Raw genomic sequence first — 24,885 nt, 5'->3', positions numbered from 1 at the left:
CGCTCCTGTGGTTGTTTCTAGATATTCAGGCTGTTAAAGGGAGAAATCAGCCATATAATCAAAATGATGTTAAAAGCTATAGTACAAAAATAAATTTGCCGGAAGGGTTGTTTTTGTGTTTTATGACGTAATTTTTGCTGTGCCAGCCAGGCGGCCGGCCACCCTCCTAGAAATGCCACCAGATGCAGGGTATTTTCTGGAATACGGCGATTGCCCAGTTGTGCCGCTTCCTTATCCTGGGCATATAGCCAGTAACTGAGGACATTCATCAGGCTCACCAGTAACAGGATCATTCCACTCAACAATCCGGCTAAACTGAGTCCCGCCAGTACCAAAATATAGGCCACAGAAGCAACCTGCATCGGCTGTAGTTTTTCTGGCTGGCTTCGGCCTGATGTTTTAGTTTTTGTTTTTGCCGTTTTGGTTTGTGATGCTTTCAGGTACATAACCTGCTGGGCACGATAACGTCCCTGCTCATCTAGAATCACCAGATAATCTAGCGCACAACCAACAATTGGCCGTGGACCGGGACGGGCAAAATCTTTGATATGCAAAAACACGCGATCTTTGGCCGGATCATTGGGCTGAATAAAGCCATAGCCTTTGTCATCAAACCATTCTACCAAACGTCCCTGATCGCGCATTTTGCCTGTTCCTGTTTATTTTTAATTTAAGCTGTCACAAATTTTAAACGTTCAATCAGCATGTTACGCATCTCTTCCGGATTTTTTTGCAGAATATCTTCACCGGTGCGGCCTTCAGCCGCATTTTTCTGTGCCACCTGTAAACGCATCATCCAGAAACGGCCCGCAGCCATTGCCAGGTAAAGCTCCAGACATGATTTTTCATCCTCAGTCAATGGACGCACAGTTTCATAGGCTTTTAAAAAGGCATTGGCCTTTTCTTCATTTAAAGTAACTTCCGGATAATTGGTACAGAAGTCATTTAAAGTAATTGCAATATCAAACAGGAATTCATCTTTATTCAGCTCGTAAAAGTCCAGAATACCTTTCAGCTGATCACCCTCAAACAGGGTATTGTCACGGAACAGATCTGAATGGATAAAGCCACGTGGACGATCTGGATATACTGCGGTTAAAGCTTCATACAGGCCCAGAAGTTTTCCCAGTAAGACTTTATCTGCTGCGTTCAGGCTCGGTTTAATTTCCTGTGCTACGTTATACCAGTAGGCATGGTCACGGACAAAGGCGCGCTCAAGTTTAAAATCTTTCAGTGCGACATGCATTTTGGCCTGAGCAATGGCAATCGCTTCCGCCTGCGCAACGGTAGATGGCATCGGATGCTCGCCCATCATGCGTGGTGCAATTTGTGCCGGCTTATTTTTTAGCGTATGAATGGCTTTGCCTGAATGGGATAAAGGCACCGGTACGGCCAGACCTGCCTGACCCAGATGCTGCAAGACCGGCACCAGTTCTCCAGCGGCCTGTTCATCCATATCTTCAAAAACGGTCAGCACATATTGCTGGTTTTCGCAGACCAGAAAATAGTTCGTATTCTGGATACCTCCTTGAATGGGAATCAGATCAATCACCTCAAGTCCATAAGGTGCTGCGAAATCCTGAACTTCCTTTAAAGTCAAAGTGGTATAAACCGACATAGAAAACCTGCGAAAAAACTTACATATTTTTGCTAGAATACCGTTTCCATCTACCAAGGTGTAGCGCTTGCGTGGATGAGTTTCATAATCGGCTGTAATAATTGGAAAAATTTATGCTAGCTAAACGTATTATTCCTTGTCTGGACGTCGACAACGGTCGCGTAGTCAAGGGTGTTCAGTTCCTTGATATTCGTGATGCGGGTGACCCGGTAGAAGTGGCACGCCGTTATAATGAACAAGGTGCCGATGAAATTACTTTCCTTGATATTACCGCTACACATCATGGACGCGACACCACTTACCGTACCGTTGAGCGTATGGCTGAATCTGTATTCGTACCGCTTACCGTAGGCGGTGGCGTGCGTAAAGTCGAAGATATTCGTCTACTATTAAATGCAGGTGCAGACAAAGTCAGCATCAACTCGGCAGCCGTCTTCAACCCTGAGTTTGTACAGGAAGCCTCACAGCGTTTTGGCGCGCAATGTATCGTGGTAGCGATTGATGCCAAAAAAACTGGCGAGAATAAATGGGAAATCTTTACCCACGGTGGACGCAAACCGACCGGCATTGATGCCCTGGAATGGGCAGAAAAAATGGCCAGCTACGGCGCAGGCGAACTGTTAATTACCTCTATGGATGCCGATGGCACCAAAGCAGGTTATGACATTCCACTCATGCGTGCCATTAATGACCGCGTCACTGTACCAACGATTGCCTCTGGTGGCGTAGGCAACTTGCAGCATCTGGCTGACGGGATTATCCATGGTGGTGCCGATGCAGTACTTGCCGCCTCTATTTTCCACTTTGGCCAGCATACCATTCCTGAGGCCAAGGCTTATCTAGCTGCTCAAGGTATTGAAATGCGTCTTTAAACGACAGCCTTCAAATGAAAAAGAGCGTGAATATCACGCTCTTTTTTTATGCATTATTCTTAGAAATCATTTAAATTCTGGACAAAAAAAAGGAGTCTTGCGACTCCCTATAAAAACCAAGAAGAACTACAGCACTTGGTATCTTTGACATTTACAATATAACTCAATCTGTATGCAGGTTGATAAGACTTTCAATCATCAACAGACGCAAATATAGGTGAAATCCTGAGCGCAATATTGACAATATATGCAGAATTTATTGACAAATCACGACAGGGTTAACCAAAGTGAGAAATGGTTAACATTTTATGTGGCAGATTACTCGAAATTTAAGTTATTTAATCACGATCTTTAGCCCATTTAGCCGGGAAATAACGCTGGGTTAAGTGGGTTAAGCGCATAGAGATCTGTTCCGGCAAGACAATACCAAGGGGATTTTTTTCCTGTAAATCTGCTGAGGAAATCACCCGGGTTCCCATCAAATAATCAAACCAGGGCTTGGTTACACACCAGTTGGCGTCTTGGTTACTATTCATATGGTGATCATAATGCCAAGGAATTTTTTTTCTGGCCCATTCTGGCTCCAGATGTGCTCGCCGATGCATATAGAAATAATTGCCTGCACTATACAGCGTGGCCAAAAACATACCTTTGGACAAGGGATAAAAAGCCAGCCCGAATACGCTTGCTGCGACGGCCAGTGAACCGATTTCATTGCGGATTCGCCAGTTTTTCAAACCTTCCACATAGGCATAATCAGAAAATCTGGTCTTGCGAACTTCACGATGATGTTCCCAATGTGAACGCATGCTGTCCGGCACTGGGCTATAACGCGTCTGCCCTGCTCGATGCGTACCATGCAGCACATATTTATGCGCAAACCATTCAAAGCCATTGGCTACGACCAGTCCTGCTAGAAAGCCTTTCCACATGATCTTTTCCTCCCTGTTTGTTTACACTATAGGTCAAACAAAGGGCTAGATATTGACCGATAATTTCAATATCATTGACAAAAAACGACAGAACAAAAGAATTAAAAAATGCACGTTCCCCAAGATTATGTCGGTTCGGTATATGGTGGTTTAGGACATTTGCTTTTGGACTATTACCAGCTCAAACAACTGGACATTCCCAAGAAATTGTTTGCGATCCAGAACCTGGAGCGTTTTGATTATATTCTCTGGCGTGATCTGCTCAGCCAGTTGGACCAGGAGTTGCAGCGGCCAGCACTCGGCCTGGAAATCGCGCAACTGGTGCAGGCCAAGCATCTGGGTATTATTGGCTATCTGGCATTATCCAGTGAAACGCTGGGCGAAGCCTTTATGCGTTATCATGACTATCATCGCCTGATCTATGATGGTAGTCCTTTACAGGTCAGTCTGGATAGAGATTACCTGTCCATTTCCTGGAGCGAAATTCCGTTTAAAGTGAGTACGCAACTCACAGACGAGATTGCCATCGCACTCATGACTGAATTTATTCGCTCAAGCATTCTGGACCAGCATCAACTGCATCTGCATGAAGTCCATTTTCAGCATCCGGTCAATAAAAATATTGCGGTCTATGAACAGTATTTCCGCTGCAAGGTCCGTTTTGGTCAGGCCAGAAACCAGGTACTGATTCCTGTGAGTGAAATGTCTACGCCTTTAAAGAAAGGCGATCAGACCTTACAGAAATTACTGATGCAACAGGCAGAAGCGGTGCTGGAAAAACTTCCGAACTCCACCCAGATTGATCAGCGCTTGCAACAGGCGATTCTGGTGGGTCTGCAGAAAAATATGTTCCAGATTGAACATATCGCCAAACAGATGAATTTTTCTGTACGTCAGCTACAACGTTACCTGCAAAAACAGGGTCAGACCTATCAGCAGCGTATGCAGGAAATCCGCTGCATGATGGCCATGCAATATCTGAAAGACCCTCATCTGAGTCTGCAGGAAATCAGCATGCTGCTTGGCTATTCTGAGCAGAGCGCATTTCAGCGTGCCTTCAAGCAGTGGACGGCTCAGACCCCACAACAATGGCGCTCAGAATACCTGGAAACCCAGGTGCAGGAAAAATTTCTGGACTATCCTGCTACTGCAGAGATTAATGTCCCACATCAGATTTAAAAATTTGAATAAAATAAAAAAGCTCCTCATTAAAGAAGCTTTTTTCTAGCCAGAATAGTGATTAAGAAATTTCTATAAAAATGGATTTTCAATTTCATCTGCATCATTGCGTTCAATTTTTTCTGGCAGATCCGGTGTTTCTTCGAGTTGCTGCACAATATCATTTAACAGTGCCTGCAAGACTTTGGCTGCCTTGAGACCAGCCTGGTCTTTGGTAATTTGCAGATTGCCATACAGACTGACACAGTCCAGATCATTCTCAACTGTCAGATCATGAATCGCATGCGATTCGGTTCCATTTTCAAATGCTTTAAACATTAATTTCTACTCTGTTTTATTATTTTTACTCACCTGTCTTCAGCATGCTACCTGAAGCCTGCTTTTTACAGCAAGCTCCTTTTCACTATTTCAGCAGCTGCAGGATGTATTGCAACAAGGCCTCAATCAGCTGTTTAACAATCGTATCCTGAGTATCATGATCGATCCCGTTCTTATTAACTGATGAGCTGGTATTGCTTGTACTGGCTGAACTTGAGGCTAACGGTTTGAACTCACGCTGCAGTTTTTCTAGATCTTCTTTCGGCACATCTTCAGCACACTGGCTTTCTGCATCCCAATTCGAATAGGCAATTTTCTGGTTGGCCTTCACAGCATTTGCAGTCAACGGCAGATGATAGGTATTGCGTTTCTGTTCTTCAGTTAACTGAGGAAACAGGTTAATGCCGAGCTGCTCTTCCAGATAGCAGACACTGACAATGCGAACCTTGAGCGAATTATCATTAGGTGCATAGTAGGCACCAATGGCACCAGTTTTCGGCATGTAGATCGCTTTATACACGGCAGTTGGTACAATTACACCCTTGCCAATAGTTTTCAGCTTTTTGGCAGCAAAGACCGGCCCGGTCACTACATATACGTCCTGCTTCTGCTTGGTCACAATGGCACGGGTTGCTTCTTCCAGCTCACGCCAAACCTGCTGATTGTTCTTTGGTGCCTGCGGGACCATATTGGCCAGCGAGAAACTGTCAGACTGTGAAGCTTTATTTTGCATATCTGCATTTGGCGCCATATGGCCACGGTCATAGCCTGAACCACGGTAGTCAGCCAAAGTCGCACGATGAGCAGCATTTAGTCGTGTTTCTTCATGGAAGTTGTCTTCACGTGGAATTTTCTGGCTCAGACGCTTCGGTGTTAAGGCCTCCGCCACCCAAAGTGGCGTTTTGGATACCCCAGAATAACCCACATTAAAGCCATTAAAACACAGTGAATAACTGTCTTTTTTCAGGCTGTCTTTCATTAAGTAAGGCGGGATGTCCCGGTAAAACTGTTCCAGACAGCTCGAATTCGATGTAGAAGGCAAAGAAATCCACTGACTGATTTTCTCCTGGCCAAACGCAATCGCAAAACTCCCGGAAGCGACCATTGCCAGGATCACTTTCACGCTATTTTCATTAAAAAATTGAAAAACTGAATTCTTCGACTTACGCTGCTTCTTTGCCATGCTACACGTGCTTTTAAGATCAAAATCGGGGGTTTTGCGAGCTTAACAAGCCATGTATATGAAGTATATCTTACCCTCTTTATTTGCCTAATAATTACACAATCCACCCCTATATTCTTAAATCTTGTAACAAAGTGTCGTTTTTTTAGTGAGCTTTCAGCGCGGTTTTTTAACCTTTAAGTAGCTTTGATTGTGACCTCGTCTTGAGTGTGCAAAGCTATTTGACTACTCAAATTACGTACAATTATTAGCAATGGAGTTAATTTATGAATTCCAAACTATCTAAGTTATTAGGTCTCGGAATATTTACAAGTGTGATCAGTGCCGGCGCATTCGCTGAGCCTCCTGTACAAGCGGGTGAAACACTTGAAAGCTTATCTAAAGCTAAAATTAGTACCACTGTAAATGGTCAGCAAGCCTCACTGGAAAGCCTGGTGAACTCTGGACAGATCCGTCTGGTAAACCAGCCAATGTCTGCACCTGCTCAGCCAGGCCAGCAGCCACAACAATCAATGCCAAATCAGCCAATGCCAACACCAGGCATGCCTGATGCACCTGTTGCACAACCAGAAATGCCGGATACCAATCCAGCTCCAGCCAATCTTGAGTCTGAACCAGCAGCCCCTGCTACAGAACAGGAAATGACTATGGGTGAAGCTGTAGAGCAACCAGCTCTTGAAGAACAGCAAGCTGCTGCACCTGAAGCGGCTGCGATGACTGAGCAAACTGAAATTGCAGTAGAAGCTGAAGCTGATCCTGCGGTAGATGCACCTTTAAACGCCGCCCCTGAAATGCCGGTTGAGACAGAAGCAACAGAACAATAATTTGTTATAAAGCTTTCTAAATTCTCTCCCCTAAAAAAACCAGAGCCTAGCTCTGGTTTTTTTATTTTTACATCTCGATCTGGCTACCCAGTTCAACCACCCGGTTGGTCGGAATCTGGTAGAAGTCGCTGACCGGACTGGTATTACGCTGCATGGAAACAAACAGTTTTTCCCGCCAAGGTGCCATTCCCTCTCCCACCGTATGCATAATCCGTTCCCGGGAGATAAAGAAACTGATCTGCATCAGGTCATATTCAAAGCCCCATTCTGCATACGCATGCTGCAATGCTTCCGGGATATTTGGCTGATCCTTAAACCCGTAATACATTGTCACTCGATAAAAATGCTCACTGAGTTTTTCCAGTTTAATCCGTTCTTCATCACCTACAAAAGGAATATCCCGGGTAATGACTGTTACCAGAATATTGCGCTCATGTAGCACCTTGTTGTGCTTAATATTGTGCAACATCGCATGCGGCACAATGGTCGGAGTTCCGGTCAGGAAAATCGCTTCACCCGGCACAAACTTGGTGCCTCCCCCAATTGAGATACTCTTAATGAACAAGTCAATCGGTAGCGCATCTTTTTCCAGACGGTTCAGAACCAGTGCACGACCATCTTTCCAGGTCATCAGAATCGTAAATAATGCCGCCCCGAGCAGGATCGGCACCCAGCCACCTGATGCAATTTTTAAAGATGTTGAGGCTACAAAAACCAGATCCAGCATCAGGAATGGTGTGGCAAATAACACCACTTTCCAGATTGGCCAGCGCCAGAAACCATAAGCCAGAATGCTAATTAAAATGGTGCCACACAGCATAGTCATGGTGACTGCGACCCCATAAGCACTCGCCAAGCGGGCGCTATTTTCAAAGAGTAAAATCAGAATCACTACAGAAATAAACAGCATCCAGTTAATGAAGGGCAGATAAATCTGGCCACGCTCTTCGGCTGATGTGTGCTTTACACTCAGGCGTGGCAAATAACGCAGTTGAATGGCCTGATTCACCATGGAGAATACCCCGGTAATGACGGCCTGTGAGGCGATCACAGCAGCTGCTGTGGCCAAACCAATCATTGGATATAAGCCCCATTCCGGAAGCAGCATATAAAAAGGATTTTCCAGTGCTTCAGGACGGCGCAGCAATAATGCCCCTTGTCCAGCATAATTGAGCAACAAACATGGCAATACGATAATGAACCAAGCCAGACGAATCGGCAGACGACCAAAATGCCCCATATCGGCATAAATGGCTTCACCACCAGTCATGGTCAGAATCACGGCGCCCATGGTCAAGAAGGCTACAAAAGGCTGATCGACCACAAAATGATAGGCCCAGTATGGATTCACCATAGCCAGTACTGTCGGGGTCTGAATAATACTCCACAAACCGAAACCACCAATTGACAGGAACCAGAGTAAGGTCAACGGACCAAAAAATTTGCCCATGGTTCCAGTACCATGACGTTGTACCAGAAAGAGTCCCGCAATAATCCCGATCGATAGAGGTTCTAACCATTGATTAAACACAGGTGTGGCTATACTCAGCCCTTCAACCGCAGATAACACAGAAATTGCCGGGGTAATGATCCCGTCACCAAAAAACAGCGATGCCCCAATAAAGCCGAGCGCAATCAGGTAAATTTTCTTGTCATCAGAAATGCGTGTGGTTCGCAAATTGAGAGCTAGTAAGGACATGATTCCGCCCTCACCGTTGTTATCGGCACGCATGATAATGGTGACGTATTTAAAGCTCACCGTCAGCATGATGCACCAGAAGATCAAGGACAAAATGCCCAACACCGAAGCTTCACTAATGGCAAGGTGCGACGTCAGAAAACATTGGCGTAGTGCATACAATGGACTGGTTCCAATATCTCCAAAAACAACCCCAAGCGCAGCCAGCGTAATTACCGGGAGAGCTGCTTTCTGTGCAGTGCTTTGCATATATCGTCTTCGTTTTTAACAAGCATTTTTGCGAATCATAACACTGCGCTCAAAGTTTTTCCGCAAATCAATTGTTTCAAGCTTGGCAGACTGGCTTTTTTTCTATATCATCCACGGCCATGGTGAGGTGTCCGAGTGGCTGAAGGAGCACGCCTGGAAAGTGTGTATACGTTTATAGCGTATCGAGGGTTCGAATCCCTCTCTCACCGCCAAATATCATTATCATGTCGCCACATGATGTCTCAAAAGGTTTAAATCTAAAGGGTTTAAGCCTTTTTTGTTGCCGAAATTATTAGGGAATGGATTAAAAATAAAAGAATAACTATACAAGTTACATAAATGATGCCGGATGGCTGTTGAATGACACTGAGGAATATTCGAGCATGATCCTATCTTGGTAAAAAATGATGGATCGCTATGAAAGATGATGAAAAACCCCTAAATTTTGAGGATGATAATGAGCCTCTGGATTTCGAAGATGAGGAGTTCACTGACGATAAAAAAGAGGATGAAATGTACAATCCGATCACCAAGGATGGATCAAGTGTAGATCCTGCGGATGATGGCACACGTCATCTTCGTCCTGAAGATGGTGATCCGCTAGAAGTCGAGCCTTAAGCCCTAGCCCAATTTTATATTGGGCTTTTTTTATAGTCTAAAACCTTAAAAGTGAGCATCTTGGACAGATGAATTGAAAAAGGATAATTCATTTTACTGGTTATTTTTGAGATGAGTATTGCTTGCCTTTTCTTTTGATAGATTTAAAGATGTAAGGATATAGGTTGGGATATATTGAAATAAATTCTCTGGATAAAACCATGATATATCCATTTTTATTAATTTCTTAACTTTATGTTCTTCTTTTAGTTTATTTATATGATGGAGACAAAAACTGGCATAAAAATAGCTTAATTTAATTGTCATCATCGCTATGTTATGGTGGAATCAAAACAGGATAAAAGGAGAATAAAAACCTAAAGATAGAAAACGTTATTGCTTGAGTCTTCCTTATTTGGGTTAGAAAAAAGTGGAAACACTGCTATTCGGAGAGTGGACATGAATAACAGCGCAAACTACATGAAACAGATAAAAAATGCCAAACGCGGTGGTTATACCCCGACCATTGCCAAAGACGTCAACAAACATAAGATTCAAAAAGCCCTAAAATTAATTGAACAGTGGAGAAGTCTCGCTCAAGAACTCAAACCTCAAATGCAGTTTGATATGGCCTTTACTTTAGAGGAATGCGCACAAGACCTGGATCGGATACTCAAAAGCAGATAATTCCCTTTTAACTCACTCATAATAGATTTTAAATATCAACCCCTTATCCTTGCCCATATCACTGATATGGGCAATTTCATGATTTAAATGTAGATGCCTGAGTGAAGATGATTCAATGATCAGCAATAAAAAATTGGTTATAAGATTGAACGGTTATTTTTTGGCTTGCGCCCTTAGGAAAAATCTGTAAAATGCACTCCACAACGCCGGCATAGCTCAGTTGGTAGAGCAACTGACTTGTAATCAGTAGGTCCACAGTTCGAATCCGTGTGCCGGCACCATTTTCTTAGCCTCGCTTTTTAGTGAGGCTTTGATGTTTCTGGGCTTGGTATTTTTATATAGCTGTTTTTTGCCTTGAATACTCAGATCGCCTGTGCCGTCACCTGCACATATCTTACAATCCCATCCTGATATAACTTCTGACAAAGCTTTGCCGTCATCTGGATTTTAAACTGATCCAGTCTTTTGCCTTTTTGTTTCAATTTCTTTGAATTTAAATTCTGATTTACATAATCAGCAAAACCTGAAAATACCGCTTCGGACAGATCTTCAATCTGAATATTCTTAAATTCAAAATTTTCCAAACAATGATAAAGCTCATTTTTCAACATCAGGTTTTTTAAATTGACATCGGCGGATTTCAGCAGAAACTGATATTTACGCTTTTGCAGCGCATTCAAGCTGTCCCATTTTTCCGACAAGATCAGATGATGAAAGCCAATCCGTGCATTGGTGTTCAAAACACTGCGTACCTGATCTAGAAGTTCGGGAACGGAACTATGATAGGCAGCATCCAGACATAGCACCACATCAAAGCGCTGGGAAAAATGCATGTCTTTTAAACGCAGGAAAGAAGCCGGATAGATGGCATTGAGATTAGGTAAATGTTGCTGAATATTCGCCACACAAGCAGGCTGAAGTTCTACACCAGCCAGATATTGCACCTGATAGTGTTGCTGCCAGTGCAACAGGCTGGCACCCTGGCCACAGCCCAGATCCAGCAATTTATCCTTTGAATTTAAACCGACCGTTTCTGCCAAACGGTCGGCCAAAGTTCGACAGGCAGCTACATAATTCTGCTGCCCTGCCCACCAATAACCCAGATTGCTCCAGGGCAACTGTGACAGATCTCCCAGCAACGATGCATCAATTGCATATTTATGTTGAGGAAGACGCTGACGAAGTGCCTGAAACCATTGCATCAATCAATAACCGAGTTGGGGTGCTACCTCGATCTTAGGTTTAAGTCCTTCAAATGGCAACGGTGCCCCCATAATTGCGGCAATTTTCATAGCAGAAGTCACAGCAGATTCCAGAATTGGCAAACCATCCGATGACCACGAACCGCAGTAGAACACTTTACGGTTCATTTCCAGATGACGATGCTGTAATTCCTTATTGAGAGCGATGGTATTGGCATCTACTACCGCACGGGTCAAGGTCACTGATGAAATCACTTTTTTCGGATCAATCTCAGTCACAGGGCGCCAGGTCTGGAATACCGGTGATTTACCCACCAGACTCGGTTCAACCGCATTCAGCCAAACCGTAAATTGCTGACGGGTAAACTTGCGATCCATCATATAGCTGAGTACAGCCCAATCCTTACGCTTTGGTGGCATCACGCTGCTATCGCGGTGAATGACCAATTCACCCTGTTCAAATTTGAATTTCTTTAACAGCTCGATATCACGGCCAAACTGTTCATGATCCAGGAATTCATCAATATGATTGGTTGGTGTCGCCACCACGACGCGATCGAAGGTTTTCGACAGACCCGCTGCATTTTCTACCAGTACTTTGTCGCCCTGCTCTTTCACTGAGACAATTGGTGCACCACTTTCAATGTGAATGCCTTCAATCAGTTTGTCTACCAAAGCCGGAGTACCGCCCTGCATACGTAACAAGGCATCACCATCCGTTAGCTGACGCAGGAAAATCAATAGCGGTTTGGCTGGCCATTCACCAATAGTTTTCGGGTTACAGGTACAGATGGTATACAGCACCGGCATCACCGCACCATGCCAGAACACTTCTTCAATCTCATTGCGATTGATAAATTCTGCCAGGCTGATGTCCTGATTTTTGGATTTAAAGAATTTTGCCAAGGCTGTTTTGAGTTGCAGCAAACCTTTGACCAGACGCCAGCCATATTGCTGGATGCCTTTGCGGTTATTGATAATCGGAATATTGCCAATCCGGCTACGTGATGTGGTTAGCCAGGTTTCTACCCGGTCTTCAAACAGCCAGCTACAGGCCATATAGGTACGTACCGGGTAAGTTTTAATGCCCAGATGAGTCGCCAGACTTAAGGTATTTTTCCACAGATAAGGATTCATCACACGTAAAGGTGCGTCAATGAGGCCTCCTTCAAATTCGAGACTATGACTGTCCATGCCGCGACCTTGAAGCGCTTCAAAAATAGTAATGCGATGTCCTGCGTCCTGAAGAATTCTGGCAGTAGCCAGTCCAGCCATGCCACTACCAATTACTGCGATATCCAATCTGATCATCCGTCATTGAAAAACTAAAAGAAATTATGAACCATGCTTTCAGCAAATAGGTTATTAAAATCTTCCAGAATACTTTTTTTTCGTAAGTCTAGGTTAACGCAACTTTACAAATAAATTACATTTTTTGAATAGCAAAAAACGTCTTTATATAGAGTGACTTAAACTATCGTCATATTTAAATATTTAAAAATAAATCTTTAAAAAACAAATGGCTTAATTAACCGATTTTTTAATCATCGGTTTACAAAGACTGCGAAATACCCTATAATATGCAGCACAAGAAAGAGATAAATTCATAGAGATAAACAAAATGAATTTATCCCAGAAACTCGTAAAAACGACAAGAAATTCCAGCGCATTAGAAAAAAAGCCTCTGCTTGTGCAGAGGCTTCTTTGTTTTAAGACTGACTGTATTATTCGGCCTGTACCGCGATTTCACCAAATTTACCCTGATTAAAATCTTGAAATGCCTGAATAATTTCTTCCTTGGTATTCATCACAAATGGGCCATAGCCTTGAATAGGTTCATTCAGCGGCTCACCGGTCAAGAGCAGAAATTTAGTGTCCTGATCGGCCTGTAGCTGAATTTCAGGATCATCATCGCGCGCAAACATGACAATAGAGCTATCCAGGACTTTTTGACTGCCATTTACCACCAGCTCACCCGCCAGTACAACCAGCAAAGCATTATGTCCGGTAGGCACATGCAACGTAGTTTCATACTCCGCTTTTAGCTCGCCGTCCCAGACATTTACCGGACTAAAGGTATGTGCTGGCCCATAATGGCCTCCGAACTCTCCGGCAATCACCCGAATATGTCCTGCGCCTTCATCCATTTCAATCCGTGGAATCTCAGCTGCAGTAATGGCCTGATAACGTGGCGCGGTCATTTTATCTTTGGCTGGCAAGTTGACCCAGAGTTGAACCATTTCAAACAGACCGCCCTTTTGAGCAAAATCTAGGGAATGAAATTCTTCATGCACCACTCCGGCACCCGCTGTCATCCACTGCACATCGCCGGTCTGAATCGTACCGCCACCGCCACTGGAGTCCTGGTGGGTCACTGCACCCTGATAAGCCAAGGTTACAGTTTCAAAACCACGATGCGGATGCGAACCTACACCATGCTGCTCAGTAGTCGATGCAAAATGATACGGCGCTGCATAGTCCAGCAGTAGAAATGGACTAATGGCCTGCCCCAGACGATCATAAGAAAACAGGTTTTTCACCGGGAAGCCGTCACCGACCCAGTGCATGTTTTGATTACGGTAGACACCAATGACTTTTTTCATCTTTTACTCCTATATACAATAGGATGAACATGCAGCCATTTTAAGCTTTATCAGCAGTCATCAATACCGTACTTATAGAATGCAGTATTTCAAATATAAGATGATTCGACTCTTAGATTTCTGTGTAGCTACTTATAACTTTAGCTTTGCTCATAAGACGTTAATTTAAGTAGTCATGAGCAGTAGACAATAAAAAACCCAGCGCTGAGGGCTGGGTTTTTTCAATTTCGATAAAGTGTTATCGAATTAGATTTTACCGACCAGGTCGATTGAAGGAGCAAGAGTCGCTTCACCTTCTTTCCATTTTGCAGGACATACTTCACCTGGGTGAGCGTGTACATATTGAGCCGCTTTTACTTTACGAAGCAGTTCTTGCGCGTCACGACCGATACCGCCCGCGTTGATTTCAACGATCTGGATTTTACCGTCTGGATCGATCACGAAAGTACCACGATCCGCCAGACCATCAGCTTCAATCAGCACTTCAAAGTTTTTCGCCAAAGTCCAGGTTGGATCGCCGATCATTGGATACTGGATTTTACCAATCACGTCAGAAGTATCGTGCCAAGCTTTGTGCGTGAAGTGCGTGTCGGTAGATACTGAGTAGATTTCTACGCCCAGTTTCTGGAATTCAGCATACTGATCAGCAAGATCGCCTAATTCTGTTGGACAAACAAATGTGAAGTCAGCAGGATAGAAAAATACTACAGACCATTTGCCTTTCATGTCTTGCTCAGACACTTCAATAAATTGGCCATTGTGGTAAGCAGTTGCGTTGAATGGCTTAACTTCAGTATTGATTAAACTCATAAGTCTATTCCTATCTATTCGTGAAAGTGTGTGTTCATTTGATGTAGTTAAGAATACGCAAAAATCACCAATAGGTAAAACCGTAACTTTTTATTAAAACTATCGGTTTTTTAGATTTATAGTTCCTTTTATTTTTATCTTTCTGATTTGTTTAATCGATTTTGACGGTTTTACTTTCTTGAAAATGCTGTATAGATTTCCAGGCCGATTTTGCCAAGGCTGCTGCATAGTGTTTAGGAGAGGCGTGGACTCGACTAGATAACCAGCTCCAGCAATAACTTTCAGTGGGTCCAATGATCAGTGACATAAGCAGTTCTAAGGGAATAGCTTGTAATTGACTGATATCTGCCTGCTGAGCCAGCCATTGTTTTAATTCCTGATTGCGCTGCTGATTCGACTGCTGCAATTCCTCTTTGAAGTCACTATTTTGAACTGTATGATGCGCGGCATAAAGAAAGCGGGCAAAATCAGGATATGCTACAACCCAATCGATATAACTCTGAATCACTGCCTGTATACCTCGTTCAATACCCTGAACTTGTGACAAAGCCTGCAAACGCTGCTCCGACTGATCTGTAAGTGCTGAAATATACAGTGCTGCAATGATCCCTTCCTTGTTTTTAAAATGATGGTAGATCGCCCCGATACTGGTATCGGCCTGATCACGGATCATTTCAATCGTAGTCGCAGCAATGCCTGTACGCAGAAACTCTGTCAATGCACATTCCAGAATCTGACGTTTGAGTAAAGCCCGTCTTCCCTTAAAAATCCTTTCCAGCAATTCCATGTTTTGCATCTTTAATATTTAAATCCTCTCTATTTTTAAAAGCAGGCTGGCAGCCTGATGTCTGGTTTTTGTCAGATGCGCCAATACAGAATAATATTCTGTATGAGAATATTATTCTGATTAAAAAATAATATACAGGAAGTTATAAATGAGCCAAGCCCTAAAAATCTGGAAAAGCTTAGAAAATAAGCCAGCCGGTAAATATCTTTTTTCTAAATTACTTTGTCTAAAAGCACCTTATTTCGGCAGTATTTCTCCATTGTTTGAAGATTTAAAGCTTGGTTATTGTGCAGTGAGCATTAAGAAACATCGTGCCGTACTGAATCATTTAGGCACTGTACACGCGATTGCCATGTGTAACATGGCTGAACTGGCAGGCGGTACCATGACCGATGCAACCGTTCCGAAAACTCATCGCTGGATTCCCAAGGGTATGCAGGTCGAATATGTCAAAAAAGCTACTACTGACCTAGTTGCGATTGCGACACCCGCCGAGCCTAACTTTATATGGAAGGAAGGCAGCGATTATCTGGTCAATGTAGAAATTAAAGATACTGCAGAAGAAGTTGTGTTTCGGGCGGTGATCACGATGTGGGTCTCAGTGAAAAAATAGAAGAACCCAGATATGAAAAACCCGCCAAATGGCGGGTTTTGATGATGATTTGCCTTTCTAATGTCGGGATTAGAACGGAAGATCATCATCCAGATCGGCTGCAGGTGCTGCTACTGGAGCAGGTGCAGACTTCGGCGCATAACTACCTTGGTTATTTTGGTTATTGTTGCCATAACCACTGCCCTGATTATTGTTAAAACCGCCTTGCTGAGGCGCTGAGCTATAACCACCTTGTGGATTATTGCCATAACCGCCAGCCTGGTTATTGTTATTAAAACGTGGCTGGTTAAAACCGTTATCGCCCTGCTCGCCTTGTGGACGACCAGAATCCAGCATTTGCATTTGCTCACCACGGATTTCCGTTGTGTAGCGTTCTTGACCGCTTTGATCTGTCCATTGACGGGTACGTAATGAACCTTCGATATAAACTTTAGAACCTTTGCGCAGATATTGCTGTGCAATTTCACCTAAACGGTTATGCAGCACAATACGATGCCATTCGGTTTGCTCTTTACGTTCGCCCGTATTTTTATCAGTCCATGAATCGCTGGTTGCGATAGAGAATTGAGTGAGAGAACCACCATTTGGGAAAGTTTTGGTCTCAGGATCTCGACCTAAAGTACCAACTAAAATGACCTTATTAACACCACGCATCAGACGTACACTTCCTATTTATTTCTATATTTTACTTTATAAGAGTTATGTTTAAATGGCTACCTCTTTACCTAACAAGTGCGTTAATTGTTGTCGCGAAACATCATCAACCTGCTGTTTATCGACCTTGACAAAGGCGACTTGCTGTTCAGACATGACCACAACCTCTTCAATACCACGAATCGCCAAAAGTTGAGAAGTCCATTCATCTGTTTGTTTACTCTCTGGCAGACGAAGCACGAGCGATGAAAGATAGCGTGGTTGAGCCAACCCAAAACTCATGAGCAGCCAAATTATAGCAATTGCCGATAAAATACTCCAACCGAGCGAAGTGTTGTTGAGTAACAACAATTGTCCACCGATAATCCCGCCAAAAAACGCGCCCAGAAACTGACTACTGGCATTCACGCCCATCGCAGTGGCTTTAGATTGAATCGGGGCTGCTTTGGACAACCATGAGGGCAATAAGGCTTCCATGACGTTAAAGGCAATAAAGAATAAACCTAATCCACCGATCAGCACATATTTGGATTCAAAGCCAAAAATCATGATCAACAGACCCAGAATAATCCCGCCAATCGCTGTCAGGAAAATACTGCGCATCTTGCGATATTTCTCTGCCAGTACAATGCTCGGGAAGGCAAAAAACAGACTGACGACCAGCAGCGGCAGATAGACCCAACCATGGCTCGATAATGGCAGTTCAGCAACTTCAATCAGTTGCGATGGCACATAAATAAACATGGCTGTGAGCAGCAAATGCAGGGTAAATACTGAAATATGCAGACGGTTCAGATCCCCCATTTTCAGGACCTGTTTTAGCTGCTCCAGATAGCCCTGCTGAAAATTTTTATGATGACGGGTAACTTTAGGGACCATCAACAACATCGCAATCGCAGCCAAGCCCATTACGGTGGTCACCCAGAACAGACCGGAAATGCCGACCAGTCCTGTCACCCACGGCCCCATGGTAAAGGCCACCACAAAGGACAGGCCGATACTCATGCCCATCACCGCCATGGCTTTCATGCGGTTTTCTTCGCGGGTCACATCGGCCAGTAAGGCCATTACCACTGCTGAAACTGCTCCACCACCCGCAATCGCACGACCGATGATCACGCCATAAATGGTGTCAGACATTGCAGCAATCGCACCACCTAGAGCGAATAGCAACAAGCCCAAAACCACCAGTGGCTTACGGCTATAGCGGTCTGCAATCAGGCTAAACGGAATCTGTAAAATGGCCTGTGTCAGGCCATAAATACCCACCGCCAGACCAATCAGTGCCGGCGTAGCATATTCATATGACTGCCCTGCTACCGAGAATACAGGGATGATCATAAACAACCCCAGCATGCGCAGTGCGAAAATACTGCTCAGGGCAAAGGTCGAGCGACGTTCTAAGGCATTCATCATAAAGTCTGGCGATCGAGTTAGTTAATCTTGATGCGTAGATTATAGGCCATTCCGCTCAAAGGAATGCATGAATTTTATTTGAAATAAAGATGAGGACTATCTGAAAATTGACATCCTCCCCCAGCTAAAGCAAGGGGATTCCTACTGCTAGACGCTCATGCCCGAGCGCAAGAATATTCAGTGCGGAATTTACATCCCGATCCCATGAGCTACCACACTCACCACACTGCCACTCTCTTATTCCTAAACCTGCTCTACCTTTCGGACTACTGGAGCGTGAGCCACAGCACGAACAAGTTTGGGTGGTATAGGCTTCATTGACTTCTTCATACCATACCCCTGCGTTCTCGCATTTATACTTGAGCATGGTTCTTAGTGTTGTCCAACTGGCATCTAACACAGACTTGGCTAGTTTGGTTTGCGCTAATGCTTTGCCATTCACATTGCCAACGAAGATTGCTGCATGTTCTTTTACTAGTTTATGGCTGAATTGATGCAGCATGTTTTGTCTTACATTTTTAATCTTGGCGTGAATTGCTTTCACTCGTTTTTTATTTTTTGCACGTTGAGCAATACCAAGTTTTTGTTCATATTTCCGATAGATTTGAGGGGCTTTAAGTTTTACACCATCTGAACAAGTGGCTAAATCTTTTAAACCTAAATCTATGCCAATTGAGGTTTTAGCGGTGGTTTTTGTTTTAGCATTGTCAACTACAAGACATACATACCAACGGCCTCGGCTATCTTCAACGAATGAGCCTGTTTTAACCCTGTATTGACTTAAACCGTAACTATCCCATAACTTGAATTGGTGTTTACCATATTGAACACAGCCATCAGCATATTTGATTGCAACCTTTTTAAACGGTATCCAACCTAGTGAACGTCTAGCTGATTTTTTATTACTGACACGCCATTTTAGTTTTGCTTTTTTGAACTGCTTGCGTCTTGTGACCAATTCTTCTGTCACTGCCTGAATAGTTTGACTGTGCAAGTTGCATTCTTTCGATGTGCCTTTCGTGTATTTTGCAATATCGTATGCTGAAAAGAATTGTTGTTTTTTTTGAAGATGTTTAAAACACAAATCATTGACATAATTCCAAACAAAATTTACTTCGGATGCTAACTGATTTAGCACCTTGCAATGTTTGTCTTTTATGCGTAATTTGAGTGTCTTCATCCAATTATTTTAACAGTATTTTTCTTAATAGTGACTATAGTACAAGTATTTAAAACGACATTTCGTGTCGTTCATGTGGTTTACTCCAGTCGCTTATATCCTCGTGCTGAACCACGAGGTTTTACGCTCCAATGGATAAAAAAGCGTAGCCGGAGCTACGCTTCTGTTCAGCGATCACGGGGCTATTTGCCTGCTTTTAATAACTGACGCTTGGTATATTGGATCGAAGCAATGACTGCCCAGATAATGAAAGCCACACCGATCAGACCAGTCACCACTTCAGGGATATGTACACCGGTACTGCTTGCCAGCATGATAAATGCCAGAGCACCAATCGCATAGTGCGCGCCATGTTCCAAATAGATATAGGCATCCAGCGTGCCTTTATCGACCAGGTAAATAGTCATCGAACGCACGAACATCGCACCGATGGCCAGGCCTAGCATGATGATTACCACGTCAGATGTAATCGCAAAGGCCCCGATTACCCCGTCGAAACTGAAAGATGCATCGAGTACTTCTAGGTAAAGGAAACCACCAAAGCCGGCTTTCACCACGCCAGTCGGTACGCCTTCAGCATCATGACGAACGGCGTTGCCCTCTTCGTCTACTTCCGGTTCCCCACCTAACATATGGCTTAGGACCTGTACCCCGATATAAATCACGATTCCCCAGATCCCTGCCAGAATAACATCCAGACGTTTTGCTTCTTCGACCTGAAAATCCATGATTAATAAGGCAATCAGGGTAATAAAGACTGACATCGCCGGAACGTTTGCCAGATGCGCCAGACGGCGTTCCAGCATGCGGAACCAGTGGGTGTCTTTTTCTTCATCCAGGAAGAAGTTCAGAAATACCAGCATCAGGAAGGCACCACCAAAGGCAGAAATCTCGGCATGATGTGCCATCAGTTTAGCCGAATATTCTTTTGGTGCATTTAAGGCGAGCTGCACCACTTCCATAAAGCCCATATCCGCAGTCACGGCCACAATGACCACCGGGAAAATCAGGCGCATCCCGAAAACTGCAACCAGAATCCCGACCGTCAGGAAAATCATTTTCCAGAAATGATCCCAACCGCGCAGGACGGATGCATTGACAACCGCGTTATCAAACGACAACGACACTTCCATAATCGCCAGAATAGCGGTGATGGTCAGTGCTGTGAACATGGTTTGCAGGCCCGCTTCCGGACCATGGGTGAATCCCCAATAAGCAGACAAACCAAGGCACACGATCGAAAATACGATTGAGAAACCAAAGTGTTTCAACATATATATCGACCTTAGATAAATTTCATTAAATGCATTTCTTTAAACGTAGAGAAATACTAAGACTCAAAGTTGTCCCAATTATGAAACTTTTGCCGCCTAAACCAAAGCACTTCCTGAACCATTTTTAGGTATTTTCTGCTTTTCAGATTTGCTGATCTTTTAAACAGATTCATCTTTGCTATAGTGCTGGATATTTTGACTTCAACTGCTAAGGATTTCAGTATGAGTTTCTCTCAAGACGTATGGCAACGTAATCTCGGACTTTATCAAAAGACATTGGCGCTGCCTTTTAACCAGCAGCTGGCGCAGGGAACATTAAGCCGTGAAGCTTTTAGTCATTATGTGATTCAGGATGCGCATTATTTACTGGCCTATGGCCGTGCGCTGGCGGTCTGTGCAGCCAAAGCTTTTGAAGCAGATGATGTAATTCAGTTCAGTGAAGCCGCTAAAACTGCCATTGTGGTCGAACGCAGCCTGCATGATGGCTTTATGCAGGATTTTGGCATCAGCAAAACCCAATTTGAAAATACACCTTTGACTCTGGCCTGCCATCATTACACTTCTTATTTACAGGCAACGGCCTGGGCAGAAAGTTATCCGGTGGTTCTAGCTGCCCTTTTGCCATGTTTCTGGATCTATGCAGAAGTGGGTAAGGATATTGTCGATAAGGCAGCGCCGAATAATCCGTATCAGGCCTGGATTGATACCTATGCCGGTGAGGATTTTCATACAGCGGTACGCAATGTAATTGCTACTGTGGATCGGGTGGCAGCGCGGGTCGATGCTGATACTCTGGAAAAAATGCATCAGGCCTATACCCATGCAGCACGTCTGGAATGGCTGTTCTGGGATAGTGCTTATGAACAACGCCAATGGCTAGGTCTGGATGATTAATTTTAGTTTCTATTGACTGAGTCCTGTTTAATACAGGGCTTTTTTATTTTTAAGCCAAACCCTAAATGATGGAAAGTGAAGCTAATTTCGATGGAGTTATGCATCATGAAATTTCATCCATTAGATGTTTGGAAAAGAGCAAATCTAATCTACATTTTCCCCCAGTTGCTTTAGTACTGATCTTTTGACCAATATCCGACACAACTTGACGTTTAAAATACTTTTATTTGCACTTGAACATTTTTCATTCGGTATCATATAAAGGTTTTTGATGAATTTTCTAGGATCATTGCATGAGCCAAAGTCACATCCGTATTCGAGGTGCACGTACCCATAACCTGAAAAATGTGAACCTTGATATTCCACGCGACAAGTTTGTGGTGATTACGGGACTGTCTGGTTCAGGTAAGTCCTCATTGGCATTCGATACGTTATATGCGGAAGGTCAACGCCGTTATGTAGAATCTCTGTCTGCCTACGCGCGTCAATTCCTTTCGCAAATGGAAAAGCCGGAAGTTGATTCGATTGAGGGTTTAAGCCCAGCCATTGCTATCGAACAGAAATCGACTAGCCATAACCCGCGTTCGACTGTAGGTACCATTACCGAAATCTATGACTATTTACGTCTGCTCTATGCACGCGTAGGTACACCTTACTGTCCGGAACACGATCTGCCCATGGTGGCACAGACCGTAACTGAAATGGTCGATGCGGTTAAAGAACTGGAAGAAGGCACTGCGCTGTTATTGTTAGCGCCTGTCGTGCGTGAACGTAAGGGTGAGTACACAGCGTTATTTGAGCAACTGCAAAGCCAGGGCTTTGTGCGTGCACGTGTCGATGGCGAGATCATGGAAATTGATCCGCCACCTGAGTTGGACAAAAAGAAAAAACATACTATTGAAGTCGTGGTTGACCGCTTTAAGGTGCGTGATGATCTCGGTAACCGGATTGCAGAAAGTTTTGAAACTGCACTGCGTCTCGGTGGAGATATTGCGATCCTGTCCTGGATGAAAGGCGAAAATGATGATCGCGTGTTTTCTGCCAAACACTCCTGTCCGGAATGTGACCGCGCTGTGGCTGAACTGGAGCCACGCCTGTTTTCATTTAACAATCCCTTCGGTGCCTGCCCGGTCTGTGATGGTTTGGGTACCCGTAGCCATTTTAGTGCAGACAAACTGATTCCCAATCAGGAGGTCAGCATTAGCCAGGGTGCGATTCGTGGCTGGGACCGTCAGCGTCCATATTATTATGGCATGCTGCAAAAAGTAGCTGAGCATTTTGGTTTTTCTCTGGAAATGCCTTGGAATGAACTGGATGCCAATACCAAGAAAAAATTCCTGTACGGTACCGGCAAAGAAAAAATTGACCTGAGCTATATTGATGAACGTGGTCGTCGTCATAACCGGGTGATGCCATTTGAAGGTATTTTGCCGCATCTGGAACGCCGTTACCGCGAAACCGAAAGCAATTATGTGCGTGATGATCTGGCGCAGTATCTATCCAATGCCGCTTGTGATGCTTGTGATGGTTCACGTCTGAATGAAATCTCACGTAATGTGAAAATTCTGGACAAGACCATTGCCGACGTTACCCGCATGTCGATTGGCGATGCCGAGAGCTATTATCAGGGCATTAATCTGGAAGGTGCGCGTGGTGAAATTGCGGACAAGATTTTCAAGGAAATCCGTGAACGCCTGCACTTCCTGGTATCTGTCGGTCTGAACTATTTGAGTCTGTCCCGTTCTGCCGAAACCTTGTCTGGTGGTGAAGCACAGCGTATCCGTCTGGCTTCACAAATTGGTGCTGGCCTCATGGGTGTGATGTATGTGCTGGATGAACCTTCGATTGGTCTGCATCAGCGTGATAATGATCGCCTGTTACAAACCCTGATTCGTCTGCGTGATCTCGGTAATACCGTTTTAGTGGTCGAACATGATGAAGATGCAATTCGTGCTGCAGACCATATTATTGATATTGGTCCGGGTGCCGGTGTGCATGGCGGTCATGTGATTGCAGAAGGAACCTATCAGGAACTCGCTAAAAATAAAGATTCCCTGACCGGTAAATATCTGTCTGGCAAACTGAAAATTGAAGTGCCGAAAAAACGGGTTCAGCCACCAAAACCGGAAGAACAGATCAAATTGATGGGTGCTGCCGGGCATAACCTGAAGAAAGTCGATCTGACCATTCCATTGGGAATCATGACTTGTGTCACCGGTGTTTCAGGTTCTGGTAAATCTACGTTGATTAACCGGACTCTGTTGCCACTAGCAGCGACTCAGCTGAATGGTGCAACCACGCTAACTGCTGAGAAGTTTGACTCAATTGATGGTCTGCAATTTCTGGATAAAGTGGTTGATATTGACCAGAGCCCGATTGGCCGTACGCCACGTTCGAACCCAGCAACTTATACCGGTTTGTTTACTCCAATTCGTGAACTGTTTTCACAGACTCCGGAAGCCAAAGCGCGTGGTTATACCGCTGGCCGTTTCTCGTTTAACGTGAAAGGCGGACGCTGTGAGGCCTGTGAAGGTGATGGCATGATTAAGGTAGCGATGCACTTTCTGCCGGATATGTATGTGCCGTGTGACGCCTGTCATGGCAAGCGTTACAACCGTGAAACGCTGGAAGTGAACTACAAAGGCAAGAATATTTCTGATGTATTGCAGATGACCGTTGAAGATGCTATGCATTTCTTTGATGCGATTCCAGTGATTCACCGTCGTCTGGAAACGCTGAATCAGGTGGGCTTAGGTTATATCCGTCTGGGTCAGTCTGCTACCACTCTTTCCGGTGGTGAAGCACAACGGGTAAAACTGGCACGTGAGCTGGCCAAACGGGATACCGGTAAAACCCTGTATGTCCTGGATGAGCCAACCACTGGTCTGCATTTCCATGATATTGCCAAGCTGCTGGACATCCTGCATGAGCTACGCAATAAAGGGAATACCATTGTTGTGATTGAACATAACTTGGATGTGATCAAGACTGCAGACTGGGTGGTAGACCTTGGGCCTGAAGGTGGTGCGGGTGGCGGTATGATTATCGCGGAAGGTACTCCGGAAGATGTTGTGAAAGTTAAGGCTTCACATACAGGGAAATTCTTAAAGCCGTTATTGAAGTAATTTTATTCTCTCCAATCCTCCTTTGAAAAAGGAGAGAGTGCCCCATTGCTGTCCCACAATTTTTCACAAGAGGAAGCTCAAATGAGCTTCCTCTTGTTTTATGGGTATTTTATCGGGTGAAAATAAAGCTTTTAAAGTTCTTCTTTCAAACAAATTCACTTGAATTATT

Annotated in this window: 23 protein-coding genes and 2 tRNA genes; 10 read left to right on the top strand and 15 right to left on the bottom strand. The window is 44.2% G+C overall.

Translation table 11 applies throughout. The annotated features are described in order from the left end of the window. Positions 1-17: 17 nt before the first annotated feature. Positions 18-644, bottom strand: coding sequence for a DUF1294 domain-containing protein (locus tag FTU19_RS13205; RefSeq protein WP_034170207.1), 627 nt, complete (start codon positions 642-644; stop codon positions 18-20). A gap of 26 nt (positions 645-670) precedes the next feature. Further along, entirely contained in the window at positions 671-1,618 is a 948-nt protein-coding gene (locus FTU19_RS13200; protein WP_034170208.1) for a homoserine kinase, read from the bottom strand. A gap of 113 nt (positions 1,619-1,731) precedes the next feature. Between FTU19_RS13200 and hisF the strand changes: the two genes are divergently transcribed. Beyond that, positions 1,732-2,490 (top strand): imidazole glycerol phosphate synthase subunit HisF, encoded by a 759-nt coding sequence (gene hisF / locus FTU19_RS13195; protein WP_004781588.1) that lies wholly within the window; start codon positions 1,732-1,734, stop codon positions 2,488-2,490. Between the two features lie 338 nt (positions 2,491-2,828). Here the strand turns inward: hisF and FTU19_RS13190 are convergent, their stop codons facing one another. Then, on the bottom strand, positions 2,829-3,422 hold the full coding sequence (locus FTU19_RS13190) for a hypothetical protein (RefSeq protein ID WP_179991945.1): 594 nt from the start codon (positions 3,420-3,422) through the stop codon (positions 2,829-2,831). A gap of 108 nt (positions 3,423-3,530) precedes the next feature. On the opposite strand from FTU19_RS13190, the gene FTU19_RS13185 reads away from it, so the two are divergent. Continuing rightward, complete coding sequence (locus FTU19_RS13185; RefSeq protein WP_180070457.1) at positions 3,531-4,601, top strand: AraC family transcriptional regulator; 1,071 nt, start codon at positions 3,531-3,533, stop codon at positions 4,599-4,601. A gap of 72 nt (positions 4,602-4,673) precedes the next feature. Here FTU19_RS13185 and FTU19_RS13180 read toward each other — a convergent pair whose 3' ends face one another. Both FTU19_RS13180 and FTU19_RS13175 read right to left on the bottom strand, forming a co-directional pair. Further along, positions 4,674-4,919 carry a hypothetical protein gene (locus tag FTU19_RS13180; RefSeq protein WP_004781584.1) on the bottom strand — a complete coding sequence of 82 codons (246 nt, stop codon included), beginning with the start codon at positions 4,917-4,919 and terminating at the stop codon, positions 4,674-4,676. 85 nt (positions 4,920-5,004) lie between these two features. Beyond that, positions 5,005-6,102 (bottom strand): DNA/RNA non-specific endonuclease, encoded by a 1,098-nt coding sequence (locus FTU19_RS13175; protein ID WP_180070455.1) that lies wholly within the window; start codon positions 6,100-6,102, stop codon positions 5,005-5,007. Between the two features lie 266 nt (positions 6,103-6,368). On the opposite strand from FTU19_RS13175, the gene FTU19_RS13170 reads away from it, so the two are divergent. Continuing rightward, positions 6,369-6,926, top strand: coding sequence for a hypothetical protein (locus tag FTU19_RS13170; protein ID WP_180052761.1), 558 nt, complete (start codon positions 6,369-6,371; stop codon positions 6,924-6,926). A 67-nt stretch (positions 6,927-6,993) separates the two neighbouring features. Here the strand turns inward: FTU19_RS13170 and FTU19_RS13165 are convergent, their stop codons facing one another. Further along, positions 6,994-8,874 (bottom strand): potassium transporter Kup, encoded by a 1,881-nt coding sequence (locus tag FTU19_RS13165; RefSeq protein WP_104426719.1) that lies wholly within the window; start codon positions 8,872-8,874, stop codon positions 6,994-6,996. Between the two features lie 121 nt (positions 8,875-8,995). Between FTU19_RS13165 and FTU19_RS13160 the strand changes: the two genes are divergently transcribed. The 4 genes from FTU19_RS13160 to FTU19_RS13145 all read left to right on the top strand — a co-directional run bounded on the left by FTU19_RS13160 (position 8,996) and on the right by FTU19_RS13145 (position 10,439). Then, positions 8,996-9,086: transfer RNA gene (locus tag FTU19_RS13160), tRNA-Ser, on the top strand. A gap of 205 nt (positions 9,087-9,291) precedes the next feature. Then, entirely contained in the window at positions 9,292-9,492 is a 201-nt protein-coding gene (locus FTU19_RS13155; RefSeq protein ID WP_180070453.1) for a hypothetical protein, read from the top strand. A gap of 438 nt (positions 9,493-9,930) precedes the next feature. Beyond that, positions 9,931-10,158 carry a hypothetical protein gene (locus tag FTU19_RS13150; RefSeq protein WP_004781576.1) on the top strand — a complete coding sequence of 76 codons (228 nt, stop codon included), beginning with the start codon at positions 9,931-9,933 and terminating at the stop codon, positions 10,156-10,158. Between the two features lie 205 nt (positions 10,159-10,363). Beyond that, a tRNA-Thr gene (locus FTU19_RS13145) sits at positions 10,364-10,439 on the top strand. 81 nt (positions 10,440-10,520) lie between these two features. Here the strand turns inward: FTU19_RS13145 and FTU19_RS13140 are convergent. From FTU19_RS13140 to FTU19_RS13120, 5 genes are all read right to left on the bottom strand, one after another. Further along, the gene (locus FTU19_RS13140; RefSeq protein WP_180070451.1) at positions 10,521-11,360 is read right to left on the bottom strand and encodes a cyclopropane-fatty-acyl-phospholipid synthase family protein; all 840 of its coding nucleotides are present in this window, start codon (positions 11,358-11,360) and stop codon (positions 10,521-10,523) included. Positions 11,361-11,363: 3 nt separating this feature from the next. Continuing rightward, entirely contained in the window at positions 11,364-12,671 is a 1,308-nt protein-coding gene (locus FTU19_RS13135; RefSeq protein WP_125279600.1) for an FAD-dependent oxidoreductase, read from the bottom strand. Between the two features lie 413 nt (positions 12,672-13,084). Beyond that, positions 13,085-13,963 carry a pirin family protein gene (locus FTU19_RS13130; protein WP_180070450.1) on the bottom strand — a complete coding sequence of 293 codons (879 nt, stop codon included), beginning with the start codon at positions 13,961-13,963 and terminating at the stop codon, positions 13,085-13,087. A gap of 246 nt (positions 13,964-14,209) precedes the next feature. Further along, positions 14,210-14,773, bottom strand: a complete 564-nt coding sequence (gene ahpC / locus FTU19_RS13125; RefSeq protein ID WP_005232609.1) for an alkyl hydroperoxide reductase subunit C — start codon at positions 14,771-14,773, stop codon at positions 14,210-14,212. 151 nt (positions 14,774-14,924) lie between these two features. After that, entirely contained in the window at positions 14,925-15,569 is a 645-nt protein-coding gene (locus FTU19_RS13120; RefSeq protein ID WP_180070448.1) for a TetR/AcrR family transcriptional regulator, read from the bottom strand. Between the two features lie 139 nt (positions 15,570-15,708). Between FTU19_RS13120 and FTU19_RS13115 the strand changes: the two genes are divergently transcribed. Continuing rightward, positions 15,709-16,173, top strand: coding sequence for a hotdog fold domain-containing protein (locus FTU19_RS13115; protein WP_180070446.1), 465 nt, complete (start codon positions 15,709-15,711; stop codon positions 16,171-16,173). Positions 16,174-16,242: 69 nt separating this feature from the next. Here the strand turns inward: FTU19_RS13115 and ssb are convergent, their stop codons facing one another. The 4 genes from ssb to FTU19_RS13095 all read right to left on the bottom strand — a co-directional run bounded on the left by ssb (position 16,243) and on the right by FTU19_RS13095 (position 20,697). Continuing rightward, positions 16,243-16,827, bottom strand: coding sequence for a single-stranded DNA-binding protein (ssb, locus tag FTU19_RS13110; protein ID WP_180070444.1), 585 nt, complete (start codon positions 16,825-16,827; stop codon positions 16,243-16,245). A 51-nt stretch (positions 16,828-16,878) separates the two neighbouring features. Further along, the gene (locus FTU19_RS13105; protein ID WP_034170221.1) at positions 16,879-18,243 is read right to left on the bottom strand and encodes an MFS transporter; all 1,365 of its coding nucleotides are present in this window, start codon (positions 18,241-18,243) and stop codon (positions 16,879-16,881) included. 124 nt (positions 18,244-18,367) lie between these two features. After that, a complete protein-coding gene (locus FTU19_RS13100) occupies positions 18,368-19,423 on the bottom strand; it encodes an RNA-guided endonuclease TnpB family protein (protein ID WP_180070438.1) in 1,056 nt (351 codons plus the stop codon). Positions 19,424-19,605: 182 nt separating this feature from the next. Beyond that, positions 19,606-20,697, bottom strand: a complete 1,092-nt coding sequence (locus tag FTU19_RS13095) for a DUF475 domain-containing protein (protein ID WP_004781554.1) — start codon at positions 20,695-20,697, stop codon at positions 19,606-19,608. A gap of 222 nt (positions 20,698-20,919) precedes the next feature. On the opposite strand from FTU19_RS13095, the gene tenA reads away from it, so the two are divergent. Both tenA and uvrA read left to right on the top strand, forming a co-directional pair. Next, positions 20,920-21,591: a thiaminase II gene (gene tenA, locus FTU19_RS13090; protein WP_180017533.1), complete on the top strand. Its 672-nt coding sequence runs from the start codon at positions 20,920-20,922 to the stop codon at positions 21,589-21,591. Positions 21,592-21,884: 293 nt separating this feature from the next. Continuing rightward, positions 21,885-24,716, top strand: a complete 2,832-nt coding sequence (uvrA, locus tag FTU19_RS13085) for an excinuclease ABC subunit UvrA (RefSeq protein ID WP_180070436.1) — start codon at positions 21,885-21,887, stop codon at positions 24,714-24,716. Positions 24,717-24,885 lie beyond the last annotated feature (169 nt).

It is taken from the genome of Acinetobacter sp. YH12072, assembly GCF_013419565.1.
Classification (GTDB): Bacteria; Pseudomonadota; Gammaproteobacteria; order Pseudomonadales; family Moraxellaceae; genus Acinetobacter.
The sequence above is the reverse complement of the archived record's forward strand: the minus strand, read 5'-3'. Positions and strand labels throughout refer to the sequence as shown.

Excerpts from the sequence above, each read along its gene's own strand:
- FTU19_RS13190 (WP_179991945.1), bottom strand. The coding sequence starts at position 3,422 with ATGTGGAAAGGCTTTCTAGCAGGACTGGTCGTAGCCAATGGCTTTGAA.
- FTU19_RS13155 (WP_180070453.1), top strand. The coding sequence starts at position 9,292 with ATGAAAGATGATGAAAAACCCCTAAATTTTGAGGATGATAATGAGCCT.
- tenA (WP_180017533.1), top strand. The coding sequence starts at position 20,920 with ATGAGTTTCTCTCAAGACGTATGGCAACGTAATCTCGGACTTTATCAA.
- FTU19_RS13115 (WP_180070446.1), top strand. The coding sequence starts at position 15,709 with ATGAGCCAAGCCCTAAAAATCTGGAAAAGCTTAGAAAATAAGCCAGCC.
- FTU19_RS13120 (WP_180070448.1), bottom strand. The coding sequence starts at position 15,569 with ATGCAAAACATGGAATTGCTGGAAAGGATTTTTAAGGGAAGACGGGCT.
- ssb (WP_180070444.1), bottom strand. The coding sequence starts at position 16,827 with ATGCGTGGTGTTAATAAGGTCATTTTAGTTGGTACTTTAGGTCGAGAT.
- FTU19_RS13135 (WP_125279600.1), bottom strand. The coding sequence starts at position 12,671 with ATGATCAGATTGGATATCGCAGTAATTGGTAGTGGCATGGCTGGACTG.
- uvrA (WP_180070436.1), top strand. The coding sequence starts at position 21,885 with ATGAGCCAAAGTCACATCCGTATTCGAGGTGCACGTACCCATAACCTG.
- FTU19_RS13180 (WP_004781584.1), bottom strand. The coding sequence starts at position 4,919 with ATGTTTAAAGCATTTGAAAATGGAACCGAATCGCATGCGATTCATGAT.
- FTU19_RS13095 (WP_004781554.1), bottom strand. The coding sequence starts at position 20,697 with ATGTTGAAACACTTTGGTTTCTCAATCGTATTTTCGATCGTGTGCCTT.
- FTU19_RS13175 (WP_180070455.1), bottom strand. The coding sequence starts at position 6,102 with ATGGCAAAGAAGCAGCGTAAGTCGAAGAATTCAGTTTTTCAATTTTTT.
- ahpC (WP_005232609.1), bottom strand. The coding sequence starts at position 14,773 with ATGAGTTTAATCAATACTGAAGTTAAGCCATTCAACGCAACTGCTTAC.
- FTU19_RS13165 (WP_104426719.1), bottom strand. The coding sequence starts at position 8,874 with ATGCAAAGCACTGCACAGAAAGCAGCTCTCCCGGTAATTACGCTGGCT.
- FTU19_RS13105 (WP_034170221.1), bottom strand. The coding sequence starts at position 18,243 with ATGATGAATGCCTTAGAACGTCGCTCGACCTTTGCCCTGAGCAGTATT.
- FTU19_RS13150 (WP_004781576.1), top strand. The coding sequence starts at position 9,931 with ATGAATAACAGCGCAAACTACATGAAACAGATAAAAAATGCCAAACGC.
- hisF (WP_004781588.1), top strand. The coding sequence starts at position 1,732 with ATGCTAGCTAAACGTATTATTCCTTGTCTGGACGTCGACAACGGTCGC.
- FTU19_RS13130 (WP_180070450.1), bottom strand. The coding sequence starts at position 13,963 with ATGAAAAAAGTCATTGGTGTCTACCGTAATCAAAACATGCACTGGGTC.
- FTU19_RS13100 (WP_180070438.1), bottom strand. The coding sequence starts at position 19,423 with ATGAAGACACTCAAATTACGCATAAAAGACAAACATTGCAAGGTGCTA.
- FTU19_RS13140 (WP_180070451.1), bottom strand. The coding sequence starts at position 11,360 with ATGCAATGGTTTCAGGCACTTCGTCAGCGTCTTCCTCAACATAAATAT.
- FTU19_RS13205 (WP_034170207.1), bottom strand. The coding sequence starts at position 644 with ATGCGCGATCAGGGACGTTTGGTAGAATGGTTTGATGACAAAGGCTAT.
- FTU19_RS13200 (WP_034170208.1), bottom strand. The coding sequence starts at position 1,618 with ATGTCGGTTTATACCACTTTGACTTTAAAGGAAGTTCAGGATTTCGCA.
- FTU19_RS13185 (WP_180070457.1), top strand. The coding sequence starts at position 3,531 with ATGCACGTTCCCCAAGATTATGTCGGTTCGGTATATGGTGGTTTAGGA.
- FTU19_RS13170 (WP_180052761.1), top strand. The coding sequence starts at position 6,369 with ATGAATTCCAAACTATCTAAGTTATTAGGTCTCGGAATATTTACAAGT.